This window comes from Fictibacillus sp. EA-CB0309, assembly GCF_055814265.1.
The window spans coordinates 2,209,864-2,230,502 of the sequence record NZ_CP169271.1; the positions used below are offsets into that span (position 1 = coordinate 2,209,864).

The 20,639-nt window shown below is 38.4% G+C and carries 23 protein-coding genes, 1 tRNA gene and 2 pseudogenes; 9 read left to right on the top strand and 17 right to left on the bottom strand.

The annotated features are described in order from the left end of the window. Positions 1–187: 187 nt before the first annotated feature. Complete coding sequence (cshA, locus tag ACEWFH_RS12275; protein ID WP_473724274.1) at positions 188–1,726, bottom strand: degradosome RNA helicase CshA; 1,539 nt, start codon at positions 1,724–1,726, stop codon at positions 188–190. Between the two features lie 471 nt (positions 1,727–2,197). Between cshA and ACEWFH_RS12280 the strand changes: the two are divergent. Next, positions 2,198–3,609, top strand: a pseudogene (locus ACEWFH_RS12280) (Na+/H+ antiporter NhaC family protein). Here the strand turns inward: ACEWFH_RS12280 and ACEWFH_RS12285 are convergent. Beyond that, a complete protein-coding gene (locus ACEWFH_RS12285) occupies positions 3,582–4,244 on the bottom strand; it encodes a hypothetical protein (RefSeq protein ID WP_473724275.1) in 663 nt (220 codons plus the stop codon). The pseudogene ACEWFH_RS12280 and the gene ACEWFH_RS12285 sit on opposite strands and share 28 nt — an antisense overlap. 257 nt (positions 4,245–4,501) lie before the next feature. On the opposite strand from ACEWFH_RS12285, the gene ACEWFH_RS12290 reads away from it, so the two are divergent. Then, positions 4,502–4,717 (top strand): HesB/YadR/YfhF family protein, encoded by a 216-nt coding sequence (locus ACEWFH_RS12290; RefSeq protein WP_473724276.1) that lies wholly within the window; start codon positions 4,502–4,504, stop codon positions 4,715–4,717. A 3-nt stretch (positions 4,718–4,720) separates the two neighbouring features. On the opposite strand, the gene ACEWFH_RS12295 is transcribed toward ACEWFH_RS12290, so the two are convergent. The 5 genes and pseudogenes from ACEWFH_RS12295 to ACEWFH_RS12315 all read right to left on the bottom strand — a co-directional run bounded on the left by ACEWFH_RS12295 (position 4,721) and on the right by ACEWFH_RS12315 (position 6,877). Next, positions 4,721–5,017 carry a hypothetical protein gene (locus ACEWFH_RS12295; RefSeq protein ID WP_473724277.1) on the bottom strand — a complete coding sequence of 99 codons (297 nt, stop codon included), beginning with the start codon at positions 5,015–5,017 and terminating at the stop codon, positions 4,721–4,723. Beyond that, positions 5,017–5,438, bottom strand: a pseudogene (locus ACEWFH_RS12300) (acyl-CoA thioesterase). The gene ACEWFH_RS12295 and the pseudogene ACEWFH_RS12300 overlap by 1 nt, the downstream one beginning before the upstream one ends. Before the next feature lie 377 nt (positions 5,439–5,815). Beyond that, positions 5,816–6,052, bottom strand: coding sequence for a small acid-soluble spore protein Tlp (gene tlp / locus ACEWFH_RS12305; protein WP_289495570.1), 237 nt, complete (start codon positions 6,050–6,052; stop codon positions 5,816–5,818). Between the two features lie 66 nt (positions 6,053–6,118). Continuing rightward, a complete protein-coding gene (locus ACEWFH_RS12310; protein ID WP_473724278.1) occupies positions 6,119–6,628 on the bottom strand; it encodes a hypothetical protein in 510 nt (169 codons plus the stop codon). A gap of 105 nt (positions 6,629–6,733) precedes the next feature. Then, positions 6,734–6,877 carry an acid-soluble spore protein N gene (locus ACEWFH_RS12315; RefSeq protein WP_473724279.1) on the bottom strand — a complete coding sequence of 48 codons (144 nt, stop codon included), beginning with the start codon at positions 6,875–6,877 and terminating at the stop codon, positions 6,734–6,736. Positions 6,878–7,020: 143 nt separating this feature from the next. Between ACEWFH_RS12315 and ACEWFH_RS12320 the strand changes: the two genes are divergently transcribed. Further along, the gene (locus tag ACEWFH_RS12320) at positions 7,021–7,152 is read left to right on the top strand and encodes an FbpB family small basic protein (protein ID WP_473724280.1); all 132 of its coding nucleotides are present in this window, start codon (positions 7,021–7,023) and stop codon (positions 7,150–7,152) included. Between the two features lie 40 nt (positions 7,153–7,192). On the opposite strand, the gene acnA is transcribed toward ACEWFH_RS12320, so the two are convergent. Further along, a complete protein-coding gene (gene acnA / locus ACEWFH_RS12325) occupies positions 7,193–9,919 on the bottom strand; it encodes an aconitate hydratase AcnA (protein WP_473724281.1) in 2,727 nt (908 codons plus the stop codon). A 281-nt stretch (positions 9,920–10,200) separates the two neighbouring features. Here acnA and ACEWFH_RS12330 point away from each other — a divergent pair, with 281 nt between their 5' ends. Together ACEWFH_RS12330 and sspO are read left to right on the top strand one after the other, a co-directional pair. Next, a complete protein-coding gene (locus ACEWFH_RS12330; RefSeq protein WP_473724282.1) occupies positions 10,201–10,389 on the top strand; it encodes a DUF378 domain-containing protein in 189 nt (62 codons plus the stop codon). A gap of 81 nt (positions 10,390–10,470) precedes the next feature. Then, the gene (sspO, locus tag ACEWFH_RS12335; RefSeq protein ID WP_473724283.1) at positions 10,471–10,641 is read left to right on the top strand and encodes a small acid-soluble spore protein O; all 171 of its coding nucleotides are present in this window, start codon (positions 10,471–10,473) and stop codon (positions 10,639–10,641) included. Here sspO and ACEWFH_RS12340 read toward each other — a convergent pair. After that, positions 10,638–10,895, bottom strand: coding sequence for a hypothetical protein (locus tag ACEWFH_RS12340; protein ID WP_473724284.1), 258 nt, complete (start codon positions 10,893–10,895; stop codon positions 10,638–10,640). The genes sspO and ACEWFH_RS12340 overlap by 4 nt on opposite strands. Positions 10,896–10,970: 75 nt before the next feature. Here ACEWFH_RS12340 and ACEWFH_RS12345 point away from each other — a divergent pair, with 75 nt between their 5' ends. After that, positions 10,971–11,111: a small acid-soluble spore protein P gene (locus ACEWFH_RS12345; protein ID WP_289495575.1), complete on the top strand. Its 141-nt coding sequence runs from the start codon at positions 10,971–10,973 to the stop codon at positions 11,109–11,111. Between the two features lie 348 nt (positions 11,112–11,459). Here ACEWFH_RS12345 and selA read toward each other — a convergent pair whose 3' ends face one another. Continuing rightward, positions 11,460–12,839: an L-seryl-tRNA(Sec) selenium transferase gene (gene selA / locus ACEWFH_RS12350; protein ID WP_473724285.1), complete on the bottom strand. Its 1,380-nt coding sequence runs from the start codon at positions 12,837–12,839 to the stop codon at positions 11,460–11,462. 54 nt (positions 12,840–12,893) lie between these two features. Further along, positions 12,894–13,100: an Rdx family protein gene (locus ACEWFH_RS12355; protein ID WP_473724286.1), complete on the bottom strand. Its 207-nt coding sequence runs from the start codon at positions 13,098–13,100 to the stop codon at positions 12,894–12,896. 120 nt (positions 13,101–13,220) lie between these two features. Here ACEWFH_RS12355 and selD point away from each other — a divergent pair, with 120 nt between their 5' ends. Further along, a complete protein-coding gene (gene selD / locus ACEWFH_RS12360; protein WP_473724287.1) occupies positions 13,221–14,276 on the top strand; it encodes a selenide, water dikinase SelD in 1,056 nt (351 codons plus the stop codon). Positions 14,277–14,331: 55 nt separating this feature from the next. On the opposite strand, the gene ACEWFH_RS12365 is transcribed toward selD, so the two are convergent. Genes ACEWFH_RS12365 through selB form a run of 6 tightly spaced genes read right to left on the bottom strand, consistent with a single transcriptional unit; the run spans position 14,332 to position 19,655 of the window. Continuing rightward, positions 14,332–14,688 (bottom strand): ATP-binding cassette domain-containing protein, encoded by a 357-nt coding sequence (locus ACEWFH_RS12365; protein WP_473724288.1) that lies wholly within the window; start codon positions 14,686–14,688, stop codon positions 14,332–14,334. 35 nt (positions 14,689–14,723) lie between these two features. Beyond that, a complete protein-coding gene (locus ACEWFH_RS12370; RefSeq protein ID WP_473724289.1) occupies positions 14,724–15,068 on the bottom strand; it encodes an ATP-binding cassette domain-containing protein in 345 nt (114 codons plus the stop codon). 8 nt (positions 15,069–15,076) lie between these two features. Next, positions 15,077–15,835, bottom strand: a complete 759-nt coding sequence (gene phnE / locus ACEWFH_RS12375; protein WP_473724290.1) for a phosphonate ABC transporter, permease protein PhnE — start codon at positions 15,833–15,835, stop codon at positions 15,077–15,079. A 9-nt stretch (positions 15,836–15,844) separates the two neighbouring features. Continuing rightward, complete coding sequence (phnD, locus tag ACEWFH_RS12380) at positions 15,845–16,738, bottom strand: phosphate/phosphite/phosphonate ABC transporter substrate-binding protein (RefSeq protein WP_473724291.1); 894 nt, start codon at positions 16,736–16,738, stop codon at positions 15,845–15,847. Positions 16,739–16,751: 13 nt separating this feature from the next. Continuing rightward, a complete protein-coding gene (locus ACEWFH_RS12385; protein ID WP_473724292.1) occupies positions 16,752–17,747 on the bottom strand; it encodes a glycosyltransferase in 996 nt (331 codons plus the stop codon). A gap of 18 nt (positions 17,748–17,765) precedes the next feature. After that, a complete protein-coding gene (selB, locus tag ACEWFH_RS12390) occupies positions 17,766–19,655 on the bottom strand; it encodes a selenocysteine-specific translation elongation factor (RefSeq protein ID WP_473724293.1) in 1,890 nt (629 codons plus the stop codon). A gap of 402 nt (positions 19,656–20,057) precedes the next feature. On the opposite strand from selB, the gene ACEWFH_RS12395 reads away from it, so the two are divergent. Together ACEWFH_RS12395 and ACEWFH_RS12400 are read left to right on the top strand one after the other, a co-directional pair. Beyond that, positions 20,058–20,154, top strand: a tRNA-Sec gene (locus ACEWFH_RS12395). 28 nt (positions 20,155–20,182) lie between these two features. Continuing rightward, entirely contained in the window at positions 20,183–20,608 is a 426-nt protein-coding gene (locus tag ACEWFH_RS12400; RefSeq protein WP_473724294.1) for a DUF2621 domain-containing protein, read from the top strand. Positions 20,609–20,639: the final 31 nt, after the last annotated feature.

A 20,639-nucleotide genomic window follows, 5' to 3' on the forward strand; every position in this document is an offset into this window, starting at 1 on the left:
AACTTTGTCGCTCTGGAAGTGGTTGATTTCCGTTCCAGCTGCTCGCTTTCCGCGGGGCAGTAGTCTCCCACCTTCCACTCCATTCAACTGTTCAAAGAAACAATAAAATAGATATAAAAGTGACAATCTTATAGAAAACAGAAAAAAATAAAAAGCAAGGGTGGAATTCCCTTGCTTTTGGTTATACCTATCTGTTTTTAAAATCTTCACGAACACGTTTTTGTGAACGGTATGATTGATCACGGCTGCCGCTGCTGCTGCGGTTTCCGCCATCACGAGAACCACTTCTCTCGCCTTTAGAATATCCAGTACGGCGATTGTCTCTTCCGCCTCCACCCTCTCTTTTAGGGCCTCCAGAAGAGCGTCTGCGATCAGAGAAACGATTATTTGGACGTCTCTTTTTAACTGATAGTGGGGGCTCATCCGTAAGATTGATAGGAGTCGTATCAGGTTCTTTTGTAAGAAGCTTAAGCGCTGCAGCTAAAAGTGTTACTGAATCGTTCTCTTCCAATAACTCAACCGCTGTTTGCTTATAACCGTTAAAGTTATCTTCTTCAACAACTTCCATCAACTTTTCAAGTGTAATCTGCTGTTGTCCTTCCATTGCTTCTGATACAGAAGGAATCGCACGTTTTACCATTTTACGCTTTGTAATTTTCTCAATCGTGTATAAGTGATCGATTTCACGCGGCGTGATAAACGTTAATGCATAACCTGTTTTCCCTGCGCGTCCAGTACGTCCAATACGGTGAACATAGCTTTCTGGATCTTGAGGAATATCGAAGTTATAAACGTGAGATACACCAGAGATGTCAAGACCACGAGCAGCTACGTCTGTTGCAACAAGAACCTCAATCGTGTTGTTTTTAAACGCACGCAAAACCTTATCACGTTTAGCTTGTGGAAGGTCACCGTGGATCCCTTCAGCTGAATATCCACGTTTGCTTAATGCTTCAGATAATTCATCTACACGACGCTTCGTACGTCCGAAAACGATCGCAAGCTCTGGAGAGTGAATATCCATGAAGCGGCATAACGCATCAAACTTTTGACGTTCTTTTACTTCAACATATTCTTGCTCAATGTTCTTAACTGTCATTTCAGACGCTTTTACTTTAATAAGCAATACGTCCTTCATGAATTTTGCAGCCAAGTTTTGAATCTGCTTAGGCATTGTTGCAGAGAAAAGCATCGTGTGACGTTCTGTTGGAACGTTTTCTAAAATCTTTTCGATGTCTTCAACAAATCCCATGTTAAGCATTTCATCAGCTTCATCAAGAACAACGGTATGAACGCTATCCAGTTTTAATGTTTTTCTATTGATATGGTCTTGAACACGTCCAGGTGTACCAACGACGATGTGCGGACCATTTTTTAAGGCTTTAATTTGTCTAACAATTGATTGTCCACCATAAATCGGCAATGTTTTGATTCCTTTAAATTGACCGATTTTATTAAGTTCTTCTGCTACTTGAACAGCTAACTCACGAGTTGGAGCCAAAACGATTCCTTGAACGAATCGTGATCTTGTATCCATTTTTTCGATTAGCGGAATACCAAACGCAGCTGTCTTACCAGTACCCGTTTGCGCCTGACCAATTAAGTCAGTCCCTCCTAAAGCTGTAGGAATGGTATCACGTTGAATCGGTGTTGCTTCCTCAAATCCCATGTTGTTGATGGATTGAAGCAACTCAGGACTAAGTCCTAATTCTTGAAATGTTGTCAATGTTCTATCTCCTTTTCTGTGACGAAAAAGGTTTTACGATAACCTCGTGGACACGGCATTCGATGATTGTAAAAGCTGCCGGCCAATTTGTTTTTTCAAAATACATCATGATTTGCACATAAAATAGCATTTCCTTTTGTTCAATTGACTGGAAATGCTTAGCCATGTGAATATGCGTAAAAATTAAACGTTAAATAGTTACAAGGCTATCCGTAATTCAAACTTGTTCCGTCCATATATATTCCGTTGTTAAACTTATCACGTAACTATAATAAATGCAACTCTTTCCATTGCAAGTGGTATTGAATCTTTCTATAACACATCATTTAAACAAGTGTTATTTAAGCGGAACGGTATTATTTTAACCAATGGTGTTTTAGATGAAACATCTTTTCGAATAATAGGATAGAATAAATTTTCAAATCCATCACACGCTAATGGTATTATCTTTTGTATGAAAGAAGGACCATTATGGATCAAAATTGGGTTTCAGTTATACCGTTTTTAGTTGTAATCCCTATTGCTATCAAAACAAAACAAGTTTTGCCAGGTTTAATAGCGGGTTTATTAACTGGATCTTATCTTCTACATCCAACACTTGTTGGCGGCCTTGAAAAGATGGTTGGTTATTTGGTAAAAGGACTAATAGATCCTAAAAACATAAAAATTTTAGTGTTTTTATATGCGTTTTCAGGTCTTATCTCAATGATAAAACTTTCAGGAGGAATAAAAGGTTTTGTAGAAGAAGCATCCAACAGAATTCAAACAAAAAGAGGTGCATTGTTTTTAACTTATGTTTCAACGATAGGTACATTTGCAGCACCAAGTTTTCGTTTTGTTACGATTGCTCCTATCATGAGAGCGCTATTAAAAAAAGTAAAAATGTCAACGCAAGAGCTTGGTTTCGTTATTGAAACAACAGCCACCCCAATCATTGTTTTAATACCAATCGCCACCGCTTTTGTTGGTTACATGACGTCAATCGTGGACATCTCATTAAAAAATGAAAATATAAAAGCTGATCCCTATTCCCTATTTATACAGAGCATACCGTTTAACTTTTTCTCATTTGTCATGATTCTTGTAGGAATCTACTTAAGTTTTTTTCATCACTCGAAATCGACTGAAGAAAGTGATCCTAAAGATGTAGGTGAAAAAGAAGATGATGATTGGCATAGCTGTGATCCTGCGGTTAACCGTGAGCTCCCTAACAAGCCGTTTAATTTACTCATACCTCTCTTTTTAGTCGTTTCCCTTACTCTTTTTTAACATGGTGGGATGGATATAAGAAAACAAAAGGTGGTTTTTTTGAAGCCTTTATATCTGCTGATGTTATGGATGCGATGTTAATTGCCCTCTTATTTACGACGATCTTCACGTTTCTATTCCTGCGTTTTCAAAAAATGAAAATTGGAGACTTGTTGAACGGATTCATTTTTGGGGGAAATGAACTGATGAGCGTAATCGTGCTTCTTGCGGTTGTTTGGGGCTTATCTTCTGTGACCGAGGAGCTTGGTTTTTCTGCATTTGTTACACGATATGCCGGATGGATCCCAGCTTCAGTCATTGTTCCATTGTTGTTTATATTCGGATGTGCCGTTTCTTATTTTATAGGTTCTGCCTGGGGAACGTGGGGAATTTTAATGCCGCTCGGTGTTTCGATGGCAGGTGTTGCAGATGTATCACTGCCTCTTGTAATCGGTGCTGTTTTTGCTAGTGGTACATTTGGAGCCTTCGCATCACCATTAAGCGATGATACGAATACGATTGCCCGCATTCTAAATCTTTCAGTAATCACTTATGCCAGATATAAATTGAAACCTGCACTTATTGCAGCAGGAATAACCGCAGTGCTTTATGGAGCTACGGTATTCTTCTTTTGAACCTCCAATTTAGGAGGTTCGTTTTTTTCTTCTTCTCTTAGTTTATGTATCACATCTTTATAACGTGCTCTTGCCCATGAATTATAGGAAGGATGAGGAACTCCGTGAATAGTTGTTACATGATCTTTGATTGAGAGCTTGTTCACATATTTTTCAGCAAACCTTCCACACGGTACGATGAGGGTATTATCTTTTATAAGTGAGGAAAGCCTGTTCTCAAAATTTTCTACAAGCAATTTGTCAAAAGCAGCTTTGCTTTCATCTTTAAACAGCTTGGCTGAACTGATTCTAACTGCTTCTGCAATTTGAATTTCTTCCTTATACTTATCAACAAATACTGAATCAGGAAAAGCTGTTTGCTGAAGAGGAAACGGGCAAACATTCACAATACCATAGACAGTTTTCTTTTCATCTAAAATAAATTGTTTTAATAATTTTCCCATTGGAAGTATTTCTTCTTCTGCGAACAGTTCTTTAGCCATGGATCTTCCAGATAGACCTGCAAGGGGGACACCCGCTTTTATCTCTTCTTTATGTGGTGATTCTAATATAAATATCATTTCTGTTTCTTTTGTTGTAATGTCTTGAACACTATATAAGGATTTTGCTTCAGTAAAAAAAGAATGGATTTTCATAACAATGCTCCCCTATTTCATCCAACAGAATGGATTGAATCTTCATTATCTAGTCGATTCTTGCTTTTAGCTCACATTAAAGAGCTTTGACATATTCGTTTTGATTGTGTATTGAACTAGCATATGCCACAATAACATCATTAACTAAAACGCACCACGAGGAGTGAAATACTTTTGAAGATTAATATGAACGAAGATACTGCTACCCATGTAATAAATGACCTGCAAGCTTCTTCGAGTGATTCCATCCGCTTTTTGTGCGTCTTGGAGGCTGCAGTACCGTACAAGACGGCTTTTCATTAGGTATAACAAAAGATACACCTAAACATCCTGCGACGGAACTAACAATTAAGAAACAAATATTTTTTATTGAAGAAGAAGATGAATGGTTTTTTGACGGCAATGATTTAACCGTTTCTGTAAAGAACGGAGAAATTCAATATGACTTTACTAACAATAACAACGACAACTGACACTTATAAAAACTTCTGCAGTTCTTCACTGCGGCCTTCTACTTTCATGATCTCTTTCTGCTTATCCCCTAATAGATCGAAATGGGGGTAAGCATCTCTTTCATGAATCCACTCTTTCTTTAATCCATACTGCTTTCCCCAGCGTACTAATTTTTGAACATCTCTGCACCCTACTTTTGTAACACTTTTCTCATTTGGAAAACGCGGATCGTACCAAAAGTGTGTAAGAAAGGCGATATTCCCTGACTCCACTTCTGCTTTCCACTCTTTTAATTGTGAGCGATTTATCCCAAAAGCCATTAGTCGATCATACTCGCTTTCAAATATGCTTCATGCCATTCTGGAAAGTATTTTTTATTGAAATCGGTCTGAAGTTATCTTTCTTTACACAGACATGTGTTGATTCTCCAATCACACAAAGAACATTATCTTCATTATAAATTTCATAGAGATAGACAACTTTTATACCTGTATACTCTTTAATAGCCGTTTTAATAATAGCTTTTTGTCCATATGTTACCGGCCGTTTATAAGAAGCATGTATATCTGTTACCGGAGATAGAATTCCTTGTGCTTCCATATCCGCATATTTAAATCCCAAATGTTCAATGAGTTTCGTTCTGCCAATCTCAAACCAGACAAGATAGTTGGCATGATAAACAACTCCCATTTGATCGGTTTCGGCATATCTGACATCAACGCTTGTTTCAACAAAATTCATATGTATTCGGTACCCCTTTTTAATCTTTTTCTTACACTTTAGTTGAAAAAACAAAAAAAGACCAGCAAAATGCGAGGCAATGAAGAGTCCTAAATAAAAGGTTTGGTGCGGTGATCTCCGCTCCAGGGTACATGCTTTCCGCGGGGCGGGCGGTAAGCCCCCTGCCGCTACGCGCCTTTAGTGGTCTCACCTGTCCCACTCGTCCCGCAGGAGTCAGTACCCTTCCGCTCCAATCACTACATGTTTGCATTATAAACCCCAAAAAGGGGCCTCGCATGAAAATAACATGCCAAGCCCCTGTTTTTTATGGAATAAAGATAAACCGTTAAAAATTCAATCGGTTTTTCAGTGCACTCACAAAATGCCGGTATTTTTTACTATTGTAGATCATTGCCTTCTCTATAGGCTTTTTCTTCTTGAATTTCATTTTGGAACTGTTCGATGGATTCTTGGCGGTGCTGGTTCTTTTCTTTAATCTGCTCTTTTTGGCTAGCAGTAAGTTCTGTGTTATCCATCGTTTGGTTAGCTTCTGAAATGTTTTGTTCAGTGTTTTGAACCATTTGTTCTAAGCGTTCAACGTTGTTGCTGCGGTCGTCTTTGTTTGGTTTTTGCATGATGAATTCTCCTTTTTCATTGAAGTAATACCATCATAGTTTGTGCAAAAACCGAACATCTTATTCTTAATTTTTCTGAAGTAAGATCGGACTCATGTTCTGAATGCTGGTTTCGCAAAGTTCCGTTAGAAATTTCCAATATTCAACGACACTTTCGTCTTCTGAGTTTTTCATCGTAATCTCTAGCCATGCTAATTCCTCAGCAAGTCTGATCGATGAACCGATCCAATATCTTTTATTCTTAACCGTAATTTGAAAAGGTTCTTCAAATCGAAATGGCAAATAAAACCCTTCCGTATTTGGATGTAGGATAATATGCTGATAAACCGTACCTTTTGTAAGCTTCGCATAAAATAAAAATACACCATCATTTTTTGCCGCAGCTTTTTTTAACTTATCTAAGGTTTCAACATTTCCTAATTCCATGGTGGTAATTTCTTTTTCCCAATTCAACTCTTCACGAAACGGAACAAGGTGTCCTAATCGCTGCATTTCAATCTCTAATTGACGGTATAAATAATCCTGATCATCTTTATTATGTGATACAGGTAATGGTTTGACAGATGCCGTAATCAAACGTACCCTCCTAATTCTTTCACTACATACATTTTTTCGACAAAATTCTTCATATATGGGAGTCAAACGTGAAATTTTGGAGAGGTAATATTTACATACGTTTTTTTATTTTCCTTTTGGTGGAACGTAATCAGCATGATCATGCGACTTATTCGCCATTTTCTTTCCGTTATTCCTGTTGCTCTCACGCGGCTGAGTACCGATATGGTTCGGTACAAAATCTTCTGGAAAGCGTTTTGGATTACTCAAAGGTCTAACCCCTTTCGTCTTCTTTTACTTTTCCATTAATTAAAATCATCTATTCATTTTAGATATAGCAAATATTTTTATGAAATCTGATTATTTTGATTTTCGTTTGGCTATATTGATAATAGTTCAAATGAAGAGGTGTCATGATGAGGAAAAATAGAAAAATGAGCTTTAGAGAGCTCGTGAATGAAAACAAACGACAGCTGCTTAAAGATGAGACGTATATTGAACAGCTTGAAAAGAAGATTGATGAAAGACATACAAAAAACGCATAAAAAACCCTTTGCCGTGGATCTTGGCAAAGGGTTTTTTGTGTTAATTTTGAGTTTGAGAAGAATGAGCCAGTTTGTTGCGAAGTACCATCGGAAGGATACCACCATGTCTGTAGTATTCGATTTCAACTTCACTATCAAAACGAGCGATTACTTCAAATGTTTTCTCAGATCCATCTTCAAATACTGCTGTAACTTGAACAAGATCACGAGGTTTTACATTTTCATCTACTGAAACTGTAAATGATTCTTTACCAGTAAGTCCGAACGTTTCAGCATTCTCTCCTTCTTTGAACTGAAGAGGTAGAACACCCATCAACACAAGGTTGCTGCGGTGGATACGCTCAAAGCTTTCAGCAAGAACGGTTTGAATACCAAGTAGTGTAGTACCTTTTGCAGCCCAGTCACGGGATGATCCCATTCCGTAGTCTTTTCCTGCGATAACCATCAAGCCAGTACCATTCTCTTTGTATTTCATAGCAGCATCATAAATGCTCATTACTTGGTTAGTTGGCCAGTATGTTGTCCAGCCGCCTTCAGTACCAGGAGCAACAGCATTACGGATACGAATGTTTGCAAACGTTCCGCGCATCATTACTTCATGGTTACCACGTCGAGAACCGTAAGAGTTAAAGTCACGAGGCTCAACACCATTTTGAATGAGATATCTGCCAGCTGGTGTATCCTTACCAATTGCTCCTGCTGGAGAAATATGGTCAGTTGTTACAGAATCACCGAACTTAGCGATTAACTTCAGATCTCTAAGAGGTTGAATCTCTTTAAGTTCTGCAGAAAGTTCTTCAAAGAATGGCGGGTTTTGAATGTATGTTGAAGCTGCATCAAAACCATAAAGCTGATCAGCAGAAGTTTTCAGTTCATTCCAGCGTTCGTTCTCATCAAATACACGCTCGTATTCTTTTTTGAACAATTCTGGAGTAACTGCTTTGTTCATCGCTTCATTAATTTCTTCTGTAGTCGGCCAGATGTCTTTAAAGTAAACTTCATTGCCATCTTTATCTGTTCCAAAAGAATCAGATTGGAGGTTAAAGTTAACTGTTCCAGCTAGTGCATAAGCCACTACTAACGGCGGTGAAGCTAAATAGTTTGCTTTTACAAGCGGATGAATACGGCCTTCAAAGTTTCTGTTACCTGAAAGAACAGATGTTACTGTCAGGTCATTTTTAGAGATTGCATTTTCAACTTCAAGAGCGAGTGGCCCTGAGTTACCGATACATGTTGTGCAGCCATAACCTACAAGGTTAAAGCCAAGCTGATCCATGTAACTCATCAAACCTGCTTCTTCTAAATAACGAGTAACTACTTTAGATCCTGGTGCTAAAGATGTTTTCACATATCCAGGAACCTTCAATCCTTTTTCTACGGCTTTCTTAGCAACTAATCCAGCACCAAGCATTACGTAGGGATTGGATGTATTTGTACAACTTGTGATCGCAGCAATTGCTACAGCACCCGTTTTCATTGTAGACGTTTCGTTATTAGGATGCTTAACAACCACTTCCTTGTTGATCTCATCAGCAGTTAAACCAAAACCTGCATTTCCTTGAGGAGCAACAAGCGCTTTGTTAAAGCTGTCTTTCATTTGAGATAAAGGAATCAAATCTTGTGGACGTTTAGGCTCTGACAAGTTTGGCTCAATCTCTGAAAGATTGATCTCAACAACGTCTGTAAATTCTGGGTCTGCATCTCCTGCAGTATAGAACAATCCGTTTTCTTTGCAATATGCTTCTACAAGTTGAATCTGTTCTTCTGTTCTTCCAGTCAGTCTCATGTAATTTAGAGCTTCCTCATCTACTGGGAAGAATCCGCAAGTTGCACCATATTCAGGCGCCATGTTAGATACTGTTGCACGATCTGCAAGAGGCATCTCAGCAAGCCCTGGACCAAAGAATTCAACAAACTTTCCTACTACCTTCTTTTCACGCAATACTTGCGTTACTTTAAGGGCAAGGTCAGTTGCAGTCGTTCCGTTTGGAAGTGTACCTGTAAGCTTCACACCGATAACTTCTGGAACTGGGAAGTAAGAAGGCTGACCTAACATACCAGCTTCTGCTTCAATTCCACCAACACCCCATCCAAGAACACCAAGACCATTGATCATCGTTGTATGGGAATCTGTACCTACTAGTGAATCTGGGAAAGCAACTGTCTCCCCTTCGGATTCGCTTGTAAGAACAACTGGAGCTAAGTACTCCAAGTTAACTTGGTGAACGATACCAGTTGCAGGAGGTACTGCACGATAGTTATCAAACGCAGATTGAGCCCAGCTTAAAAGCTTGTAACGTTCTTCGTTGCGGGCAAATTCAAGATTCATGTTGAAAGCAAGAGAATCTTCTGTTCCTGCTTTATCAACTTGTACAGAGTGGTCAACTACAAGATCAACTGGAATTTCAGGGTTGATCTGAGAAGGGTCTCCACCCATGTCCTTCATCGCTTTACGTAGAGAAGCTAAGTCAACGACCGCTGGAACTCCAGTAAAGTCTTGAAGAATAACACGTGAAGGCTTGAAAGGAACATCGATATCTTTTAGTTCACTTGTTCCCCACTTTGCAAGGTTCTCAACGTGCTCTTTGTTAATCACTTTTCCATCATACTGTCTTAAAACCGATTCCAATAATACTTTTACAGAGTAAGGTAATTTTGATACGTTACCAATTCCCGCTTCTTCTAACGCTCCTAAACGGTAATAGCTATATTCCTTACCGTTAACATCAAAAGTAGAACGGGCATTAAATACATCATTTCTTTTCATGTTCCACTCTCTCCCTTCAGTAACAATCATACACGATTATGAGAAAAATTGTCGAAAAAATGTGTTCAATTTCAGAGTACCGGACACAAAATCTTTTTTCCCTCTATTATCATACGTAAAACCCTTTCATAAGTAAAATAGTTAATCGTTATCAATCGACATAAGTTTTTCTTATCACTTTAAAATCACCTTCCATTTCACATCTGCATATATTGAATTACGTTATATATCTTTTGTTTTCCACTTTAGTAACATGTCTATATAGATCGGAGGGAAACATAATGGATTGGTTAAAAAAATTAGCCGCATTACTCGTTTTAATCGGAGCGTTAAACTGGGGATTCATCGGTCTTTTTGATTTAAACCTTGTTACAGAAGTTTTTGGAAGCGCTACCACGATCACGAAGGTTATTTACAGCCTTGTCGGATTATCCGGTGTATGGTTATTACTTTCTAAATATAAATCATGAACGTAAAGAAGCACTCCTTTTTTGGAGTGCTTCTTCTTTTTAAATTGAGCAAACTAATACCACAACGGAGGTGAAACAATCATGGGAAGAAATAAAGCGAATCACACGCGCCCTGGTATGAATGCTGCTAAAGCACAAGGAAAAGGTGCAGGCTATAATACCGAATTTGGAAATGAAGCGCTAAGCTTACCTAACGAAAAGTTTAGTGAAGCAGAACGCCAAAACAATAAAAAGACGAAAAAGCGCCACTAAGGCTTGGGAAATTGACTTTGTAACTGCTGAAGTTCATTTAAGTAACTCTTTAATTGTGGCTGCTGATGTTCAGATGCCGTTTCAAGAGCATTTTCAATCTGTTGACAAGCCTTTTCGTTCTCAGTCATAAACTCTGAGTAGTATACACCATATTCGTTACTTGAGGAATCAAGTTTTTTTGAGACATCGATCGTATGGTGGTAACCTTGTTCTGCAGCTTGATATGCTTGTTGTTTATCTTTGTTATAGGGCATAATTACCTTCCTTTTTGGGTTGATATATTTAACCTTCCAATTTTAATCATAATTATTCAATAAGGGGGACTTTTTGTGGGCGAGCATAATACGTTTAAAGATATTCGAAAGAATGCTCCTAAAGGAGAAAATCCAGGACAGCCTGCTCCGATGAGCGGATCTAAAAAGGTGAAACAAAGAAATCACACCGGCCAAAACCATGGTGAAGGCCGTTAAAGTAAAAGCTAAGGCTGTTTTCGCAAACTTTGTAGCTGTTGGAAGTGGTTGATTTCCGTTCCAGGTGCTTCGCTTTCCGCGGGGCATTCGCTGAGCCACATTCGTTCGTTTCACTTTTAAGTGTCTCACCTGCCCACCTCAATGAAGTATCCTTGCTCCTGCGTCTAGATGTTAATGCTAACGAAATAATTTTCCTCGTCGCATGCATTGCAAGAAGCTTCTCATGTGGTAGCACGCACCTTCCACTACAACTAACTGTTCAAAGAAGACAAAAAAGCAACAATCCTATAAAAAAAACGAGCCTTTCTTAAAAAAGGGACTGCACAAAATGTGTCAGTCCCCTTTTAATTATTGAATAGATTGAATGGCATGCAGTATTGTTAACGTTTCTTCTTCAGTAACCGTCCTTAAATCAAGAAGCACTTCTTCCTCTTTGATTCGTACAATAATTGGTGTTTGAAAATCACGAAAAGTCTTTACCAAATATTCAGCGCCTTTTGCATGTGTCAGTCCAAGACAATAAGTAGGCAGCTTCACTTCAGGCATCGTACCCCCACCTACTTGAGAATACTCTTCTACCATGTTAACTGAGAGTGACGGATGATTTTCAATCTTGCCCATTAACTCCATCACCTTTTCTTTTATTTCTTCGGATGTTTTCAAAATATCCCTTACTGTGGGTATTGTCATGTGTTCACCGTTTAAGTAGGCATTTAAGGTTTCGTTTAATGCAGCAATCGTAAATTTATCAACTCGTAAAACCCTTGCAAGCTGATGTTTTTTGAGTATATCGATAATTTCTTTTTTACCAGCAATAATTCCGGCTTGCGGTCCGCCTAATAATTTATCCCCACTAAACGAAACCACATCGATGCCTGAACCAATAACAGAGGAAACTAAAGGTTCATCACCAATTCCGTGAGAATGGAATGGGAAAAGAGCACCGCTGCCTAAGTCCTCATAAATGATGAGTTCAGAATTTTTTTGTTTTAACTCCAATAGCTCAATAGAGTGAACTTCTTTTGTAAATCCTATTACTTTAAAATTACTCGTATGCACTTTCATGATCATACCCGTTTGCTCTGATAATGCTCTTTCGTAATCAAAATAATGGGTCTTGTTTGTTGTTCCAACTTCCCGTAAGATTGCACCACTTTCTTCCATTATAGAAGAAACCCGAAATGAGCCCCCAATTTCAACGAGTTCTCCTCTTGAAACGATCACTTCTTTGTTTTTTGCTAGTGCCTTAAGTATAAGATAAACAGCCGCTGCATTGTTATTAACGACCATAGCTGCTTCTGCTCCAGTTACTCGTTTAATTAGATTTTCAGTAAGGTCATGCCGTGATCCGCGTTTTCCTTTTTCAAGGTTGTATTCTAAGTTTGAATACATTTGAGCTGTCTCTGACATACGCTGTACACTTTTATCACTAAGTCTGGAACGCCCCAGATTTGTATGAATAACAATTCCGCTAGCATTAATAATGGATCGAATTTGGTCTGTGGGTTTACTTAAATTTTTCCTAGCCGAATTCTTTATAAGTTCTTGAATATCAGCTTTCAAGTCAATGTCATGTTGTTCAGAAAGAATACTTCTTCGCCATTGTTTGATGGCATCCTGAACAGCACGTGTTATTTCTTTTTCTGGTTTGTCACTCACTTCAAGACTGATATCTTTAACAACTTCATGAACAGCAGGCAGCTGTCTTAACAGATCTGTTTTTGACAAGGTGAAGCTCCTCCTTAAGGCTAAAAGACAATCCCATAAGGAGGATCACTTCGTTTAAGCCTTTAATTTCTCTAACTCTTCAATGATTAAATCATGGTCCGGAAATTCTCCGGTTTCTTTTTTCGAATAAATTTTATTCCCATTTACAGACACCTCAAAAACTCCGCCAGAACTTGGTATCAGTTCAAGAGAAGAGATACGAGTGCGAAAATGGTTAAAAGGTCTTCCGCGAGACTCGCGGCTTTTGGTGCAAAGTTTCACATCATGCAGAATTCAATACTTACCTTCATCATTCATCCTCCTTTTTTAAGACTATTTTAGTATATCCTTAGGCATTTAACAAAAAAATGTTTATACTTAATAATGGAGGTGTTTCGATCAATGACAAATCGAGATAAATTGCGTCTTACCCACCTTTCATCAAAAGGTGGTTGAGGCTGTAAAATCGGTCCAGAAGACCTGGCGCAAGTTTTGCGTCATTTACCAGAACGTGAATATGATCCAAACCTTTTAGTAGGACTAGATACCTCGGATGATGCAGGGGTTTACAAATTAACAGAGGATCTAGCCATGATCCAAACAGTCGATTTCTTCACACCTATCGTAGATGATCCATATATGTTTGGGCAGATTGCAGCTGCTAATTCACTAAGTGACGTATACGCGATGGGAGGAAGACCCACTACCGTTATGAACATTGTTGGTTTCCCGATTAAGACGCTTGGACACGATGTGCTCGCTGAGATTCTTAAAGGTGCGGCTGATAAAGTAAAAGAATCAGGTGCCGTACTTGTAGGCGGCCATTCAATCGATGATTCTGAGCCGAAGTTTGGATTATCGGTAACAGGGCTTGTACACCCATCAAAGGTGTTTAAGAATGTCGGTGCTAAACCGGGTGATGTCCTTGTGTTAACAAAACCAATCGGTGTCGGAATACAAACGACCGCCATTAAAAATGACAGACTTTCTGATGAGCAGGTTGAGCTTGTTAGCGAGACAATGGCTGCATTAAATAAAACAGCTGCAGAATGTTTAGAGGGACTCTCTCCAAATGCGGTTACAGATGTAACAGGATTTGGCCTCCTTGGCCACGCTGCTGAAATGGCTAAAGGAACTGGCGGTATTACCATTACAATTGATTTTGAATCCGTACCACTCCTTCTCGGAACGAATGAACTCGCACAAGCTGGAATTGTACCAGGCGGCTCAAAGGCGAATCATCGTTGGATTCAAGATGATGTAATTTATAGTGGAAATCTTGAAGAATGGCAGCAATTGATTTTGTGTGATGCTGTAACTTCCGGTGGTTTGTTAGTCAGCCTTTCTGAAGTTGAAGCGGCTGAATATGTAAATAGACTTCGGTCTAAAGGAAACAAAGATGCATGCATCGTTGGGCGTGTTTCCGTGTTAACTGAAAAACCAATCGTAGCTAAATAAAAAAACTCCGGAACTTGTCCGGAGTTTTTTATTAGACTATTTTTAAAAGACTTCCTTAATAATTATAAATTTCTGCATACATTTTATCATCGAACTTTTCAGGCATCCCGTCAAAAACAAGCTTTCCATTTTTAAGTGCAATAATTCTTGTTGCAAATTTTTTAGCGAGAATAACGTCATGAACATTAATAATCGAGACTAGGTTCCGCTTAACGTGCGTTTCCTTTAATAGATGAAAGATTCTCTCCGCAGTACCTGGGTCCAGGCTTGCTACAGGTTCATCTCCTAAGAAGACTTTTGGGTTTTGAACAAGTGCTCTGGCAATCGCAACTCTTTGCTTTTGGCCTCCGCTAAGTTTTTCTACCCTTCTTGTTGGTTCAACCGTAAGTTCAACTTGTTGAATTGCCTCCAAAGCATACTGTCTCTCAGTGGAGTTGAATAGACCAATCAGATTTTCGTAAGATTTTTATAACCGAACAAACCCGTTAAAATGTTTTGAACGACACTCATTCTAGGGATTAAGTTAAAATGCTGAAAGATCATTCCTGTTTTGCGGCGTACTTCTAAATTTTCTTTGTTTGTCATCTCTGCTAACGATTTATCTTCCCATTTTATGCTGCCTTTTGAAACCGGTTGAAGACCGTTAATACAGCGGATAAAGGTTGATTTTCCTGCACCGCTTTTTCCTAAAACACAAACGAATTCTCCTCTTTGAAAAGAAACATTCACATCTTGTAATGCAGGTTCAGTTGTACCAGGATATAACACAGTAACATTTTCAAATTCAATCATTATATCACCTAAATAACCTTTTCCCGTATTTTCCCGCCAATATAATCTACCAAGATAACCATAATCATAATAAGCAGAACGTCTACAGACACAAGCTGATACTGAAACGTTTTAAAATGGATAAACAACTGCTGTCCGATTCCGCCGCCACCGATCAGCCCTAAAATAAGCGAAGTTCGAATTGCTACTTCAAAACGATAAAAGAATTGAGAAAGGACATTCGGCCATATTTGAGGCAAAATAGCAAACAAGTTTCCGATCCACCTCTTTGCACCTACTGCTCGCATGGCTTCCATAGGGCCTTTATCAGCCGCTTCAATGAGTTCTGAAATGAGCTTTCCTAATACTCCAATATTATGAAGCACGATAGCGATTACCGCTGGAAAAGGACCAAGACCTAATGTCGTTAAAAGGATTAAACCAAAAACAAATTCCGGAACCGACCTCATAAAGCTCAGAAAAAACCGGGTAACGGCATAAACGATACGATTATTACTCGTATTTCGTGCTGCCAAAAAACTTAATGGAAGTCCAATGATTAAACCAAACAAGCTCCCCAAAAATGCGATTGCGATCGTTAATATACTCTCTTGAAACAAATACGGAAGACTTTCCGTGTTCATCGGAAACCATTTTGAAAGAAAGTCACTCATATTTTGAAAGTCTTTAAACTTTGATAGATCAAACTCTGTTATTCTCATGCTTAATCCAACAACCACAATCAAGCACAATAATACAAAAAATTGGCTCCTCTTAAACCAAACCATTATTCCCCTCTATTCTTTAATCGTACCTTCTTTAATAGCAGCGTTTCGGATACTCTCGTAATCTTTATTATCCGCTTTTGTAAATCCTGTTGCTCCAAACGCATCCAAAATTTCTTTATCTTTTATATCTAAAAAGATATCCTGTAGCTCTTTCATTGTTTCTGAATCTGTCTTTTTCGAAACTGCCCAGGGATACTGAAACAGCTTCTCAGACTTCCAGATTATTTTAAACTGATCACCGTCTATAGAACCTTCTTCAACCAGTTTGTCATAAATTGCGCTATCAATTGCTCCAACGTCTACTTGTTTATTCTGCACGGCAAGTGCAGTAGCATCATGTGAACCTGTAAATCTTACGTTATTAAAATCGTTTTCTGATTCACTCTTATAAACGCCTTCATCTTTTAATTTAATGCTTGGTATTAAAGAACCTGAAGTTGATGATGGATCACCAAAAGCAAACTTAACATTTTTTACATCAGAAATCATATCGTCAATACTTTCATATTTGCTGTCTTTATGTGTGATTAGATAAGAATAATAAAACGGTTCCCCTTTAATCAACTGAGTGACGATCGCTTTTGCACCGCTCTCCTCATGTGCCACAACATATGTAAGTGGACCAAAGTACGCCATATCGATCTTATCGTAGTTCATCGCCTCAACTACACCATTGTAATCTGGATACGATGTAATTTTAACTTCTCTGTCCATTTTTTTACTAAGTAAACTTTGAAGTTTATCAAGTGCACCTTTCATCTCACCTTCCGTTTGAGCCGGGATAACTCCAATCGTAAACACATCATTTTTATTTGCTTCATTATTTTTTGTATCCTCTTTCTTCGTTCCGCATGCTGAAAGGATCAAGATAAGTGCGATGAATAGTAAGCCTAACTTTTTCATTTTATTCTCTCCTTTATTTTTTGTACAAGTTCAAGTATGAAACTACTTCTGTTTCAATAGTGTGGTTCTCATTTATCGTTTGATACCCGTTATCACAAAGATATTCATAAAATTTTTCGTCGGATAACACTTTTTTCAAAGATTGATATAACTCGTCATGATCTTGAAAGAGCATTCCGTTTTCATTATGACGAATGATGCTGCAGTTTCCAGTGTTTATCCGGGCAATTACTGGTTTATGAAGACTCATCGCTTCTAGCAGCGAGGTAGACTGACCTTCCGAGATGGATGTGTTTAAAACAAGATCTGTCCATTCATAAAGTTCATTCATTCGAGATAACTCTATTTCAGGCATATAATGCAGCCACTCATACTTTTTTACAGCTTCTTGTACTTGGGTAAAAACATCATGATCTAAATTTGCCCCTGCAATTAGAAGTGTAATTTCCGGAAAATCTGTCTTTAACTTTAAAATGCTCTCGAGTGCGTATAATACATCTTTTACTGGCCTAAGCCCTGCAGGCAATAATAGTTTTGGTGTTCCGATTGGTAAAGGAAGCGGTTGGTTAATACTTTTATGAAATGGCAAGTAAACACTCTGTGGTATTACATAAACAACATCCTCATTTAAGCCATAGTTATTTACAAGCATCCATTTGGCATCTTGTGTGAAAACTGTAATTGCTTTTGCCTTCTTTAACAGTGGAAGATATCTTTGTTCATCTTCTATCAGAGAATGATTTAAATCGGTACCTCCTGACGTTACGATATAAGGCTTGTCCAATTTCACTTGATATTTCTCAGCCCACTGAACAAATCGAGCGAAATGAAGAATGTGGAAAACATCAGCATTCTCCATTCTCTCTTTTACAAGAGAATCAAAAGACATCTCTTCATATGCAAAAATATTCATCCCAACTTCTCGAGATAATCCATGTTCTATTCGTCTTGCGGTAGTGGCATTGCCTCGATTTTGGTAATAATACGGTGTGAAGAACAGTATGCGCATGACAGAATCTCTCAAGTGTTACACCCATTTCCTTACATTTGAATCTCTTATAGTATAACCATAAGCATCCATGCATTCCAAAATTGGAATTAGAAATTTCCTTGATGTATCAAGAACCGCTTTTGCTTCTTGAACAGTGAAACTCCTATTCGTGTTGCTTCGTAAATGTTCAACTGCTGAGTCAAAAGCATATTTACTCAGTAGTACCTCGTCAAAAATAATCACTGCTCGATTCGTTTTAATTAAATGGTATTTAAAATCGTTATACAGTTCTTCTGGTAGTTGTTGATTTTTGAATAACGATAGAAGATCATCAGGCTCAAGCTTCATTTCCTCTAAACGTTGGAGTACTTGTGCCATTCTCTTTGACCATTTTTGAGGGAAATTTGGCCTGAAATCTGACAAGTGAACAAACTGTTCGGTTAAAGAAATAATGGAACGCTCAATCCATTTCTCAACAAGGCCATTAACCACTTTTGAGTGGAGTTTTCCTTGTAAAAATTGAACAACCTCTGCCTTAGGAATTCCTTGGCGCAAAGGATTTTCTTGATGGAAGTCTTGAAGTCTATTGATTAAGTCAGACTGCATATTCTGAAGAGTGAAGGTCGTAACGTAAAGCCCTTGTATTTGACTTATAGAATTAAGGTCCAAAAGTTGATTTGTTGCTTCATTAAGACTTTGCTCTTCCATTCCTGTAAGTTTCTTTAAATCTATGTCCGTTAACGAGCCTTCTTTTTCCAGTATTTGAATAACTCTCTCTTGAGGAGTCCCTTCATATTTACTTTTTAAAAGTTCAATCGTCTTTGTACCAAATTTATAAACTGAACCGTTCGGGTCGATGACTTCTCCGCCTCCGATCGTTTCCTCTGGTGATGGACGCCTTATGATGTACCTGTCGCCACGTTTCGTTACAATTTCTTGTTCTAATCTAACTTGGCAAAAAATATGATCGGAGTTGTTTTCAAGTTCATTTCGATCAAAAAAGACGAGTTTACCCATAACTTCAGATGTTCCTGTGTAGAACTTAACAGGTGATCGCTGCTTTATTTTTCCGTCCCAGCTCTTACCCGTTGACAGCACAATATCTATCGTATCCGTTGTCGAAAATACATTAGGTGATAATAATACATGCCCTCTCTTCCAATCTGATCTGGATCCACCTGAGAGATTAAGAGCCGCTCGTTGTCCTGCTTTTGCAGATTTCACCTCTTCTTTATGCACTTGAAGTTTTCGTATTTTCACTTTATCATTTCCAGGTTCTATGACTAAATCATCACCCTCCTGTACTTCTCCTTCGTAAACCGTTCCACGGACTACGGTTCCCTGTCCTTTCACAGTAAAAATGTGATCGATAGGCATACGAAACGGTCCGTGTGAAGATTTCATTTGGGCATCTTGCAGAAGTTGCGCAATCTCTATTTTTAGCCCTTCCATTCCATTCAAAGAGATGCTATCTACAAAATGAACTGGAAACGCTTCAAATACAGATGATTTTGTAAGCTCTGCAACATCCTCTTCAACTAGCAGTCTCATCTCTTCGTCAATCAGATCTGACTTCGTTACAACAATAACACCTTTTTCAATACCTAAATAAGAAAGGATTTCAAAATGTTCACGTGTTTGCGGCATAACTCCTTCATCCGCAGCGATTACGAGAAGAACGAGATCGATTCCGGCGACCCCAGCAATCATTTGACGAATAAACTTTTCATGACCTGGGACATCAACGATGGAGGTATGTATTTCATCAGTTAATGGAAAAGGCGCAAAACCTGGCTCAATGGTAATTTTACGTTCTTTTTCTTCTTTGAGCGTATCTGTATCAACCCCACTCAAAGCTTTTGTAAGTGTTGTTTTTCCGTGATCGATATGACCTGCCATACCGATTGTATAATGCTTCACTGTCATAAATTTAACCACCTATATGTACATACTCTTTTACACTCTATGAAATGCACATGTAAAAAACAAGGATAATGCATTTTCACATGTGTTTGTATTGTTTATTAAAGACTTATTAAAATTATTTCCCAACCCCTCATACACGAATGCATATTTATTCACGCGTGTATACCCACAGGTTATCCACAGAACAAGTTATCCACACTTGTCCACAGGTGTAACTGTTATAGTCTTCAAAAACACCTGTTATAGTCGAGGGTCTGTTATAGCAGACAAAAGCGTCTGTATCAGTGTTCCGCCGCCACCGTTCGACAATAATCTCCTCCCCTATCGTATCACTTAAGTCTCAAGTCTTGTCCAATTAGGATGAAATCATGTATAATGCAAGAGCGAGCTAGAGATTTATTTGGGGCCAGATGTGTAGCTGGTGCTTGCCTAGGTCTTCAAAACCTTTTGGGAGGCGCGTGCCGTCTCCGGTGGGTTCGATTCCCACATGGTCCCGCCAAAAAATTTATACATACGAGGTGGACGCATTGTCTGGATGGTTCATCACTTTTATCGTGCTATGGTCCGTTTTCTTATTCACGATGTTTGCAATCGGTGGATATTTTATGTTTCGTAAATTTTTGAAACGTCTTCCGAAAGAAGATGGAAAATCGATCTTAGATTGGCAGGAACATTATATTAATCAAACCATTCATTTATGGAATGAAGATCAAAAGAAGCTATTAAATGAACTTGTTGCTCCGGTACCTGAACTTTTTCGCGATGTGGCAAAAGAAAAGATTGCTGGAAAGATTGGAGAATTAGCATTAAAAGAAAATGCAAGTTCAATGTCCCAGGACTTAATCATACGAGGTTATATTATCGCGACCCCAAAACGGGATCACAAGTGGCTGATTAAGACGTTAAAGAAGAAGAATATTGATATCGAGCCTTATCAATCATTGCTCGCATAAAGAACCCCTGAATCGATGGATTCAGGGGTTT

Coding starts and splice junctions, on each gene's coding strand:
- ACEWFH_RS12285 (WP_473724275.1), bottom strand. CDS start 4,244: ATGAAAATCCATTCTTTTTTTACTGAAGCAAAATCCTTATATAGTGTT.
- ACEWFH_RS12295 (WP_473724277.1), bottom strand. CDS start 5,017: ATGGCTTTTGGGATAAATCGCTCACAATTAAAAGAGTGGAAAGCAGAA.
- tlp (WP_289495570.1), bottom strand. CDS start 6,052: ATGCAAAAACCAAACAAAGACGACCGCAGCAACAACGTTGAACGCTTA.
- ACEWFH_RS12320 (WP_473724280.1), top strand. CDS start 7,021: ATGATGAGGAAAAATAGAAAAATGAGCTTTAGAGAGCTCGTGAATGAA.
- acnA (WP_473724281.1), bottom strand. CDS start 9,919: ATGAAAAGAAATGATGTATTTAATGCCCGTTCTACTTTTGATGTTAAC.
- ACEWFH_RS12330 (WP_473724282.1), top strand. CDS start 10,201: ATGGATTGGTTAAAAAAATTAGCCGCATTACTCGTTTTAATCGGAGCG.
- sspO (WP_473724283.1), top strand. CDS start 10,471: ATGGGAAGAAATAAAGCGAATCACACGCGCCCTGGTATGAATGCTGCT.
- ACEWFH_RS12340 (WP_473724284.1), bottom strand. CDS start 10,895: ATGCCCTATAACAAAGATAAACAACAAGCATATCAAGCTGCAGAACAA.
- ACEWFH_RS12370 (WP_473724289.1), bottom strand. CDS start 15,068: ATGATTGAATTTGAAAATGTTACTGTGTTATATCCTGGTACAACTGAA.
- phnE (WP_473724290.1), bottom strand. CDS start 15,835: ATGGTTTGGTTTAAGAGGAGCCAATTTTTTGTATTATTGTGCTTGATT.
- phnD (WP_473724291.1), bottom strand. CDS start 16,738: ATGAAAAAGTTAGGCTTACTATTCATCGCACTTATCTTGATCCTTTCA.
- ACEWFH_RS12385 (WP_473724292.1), bottom strand. CDS start 17,747: ATGCGCATACTGTTCTTCACACCGTATTATTACCAAAATCGAGGCAAT.
- selB (WP_473724293.1), bottom strand. CDS start 19,655: ATGACAGTGAAGCATTATACAATCGGTATGGCAGGTCATATCGATCAC.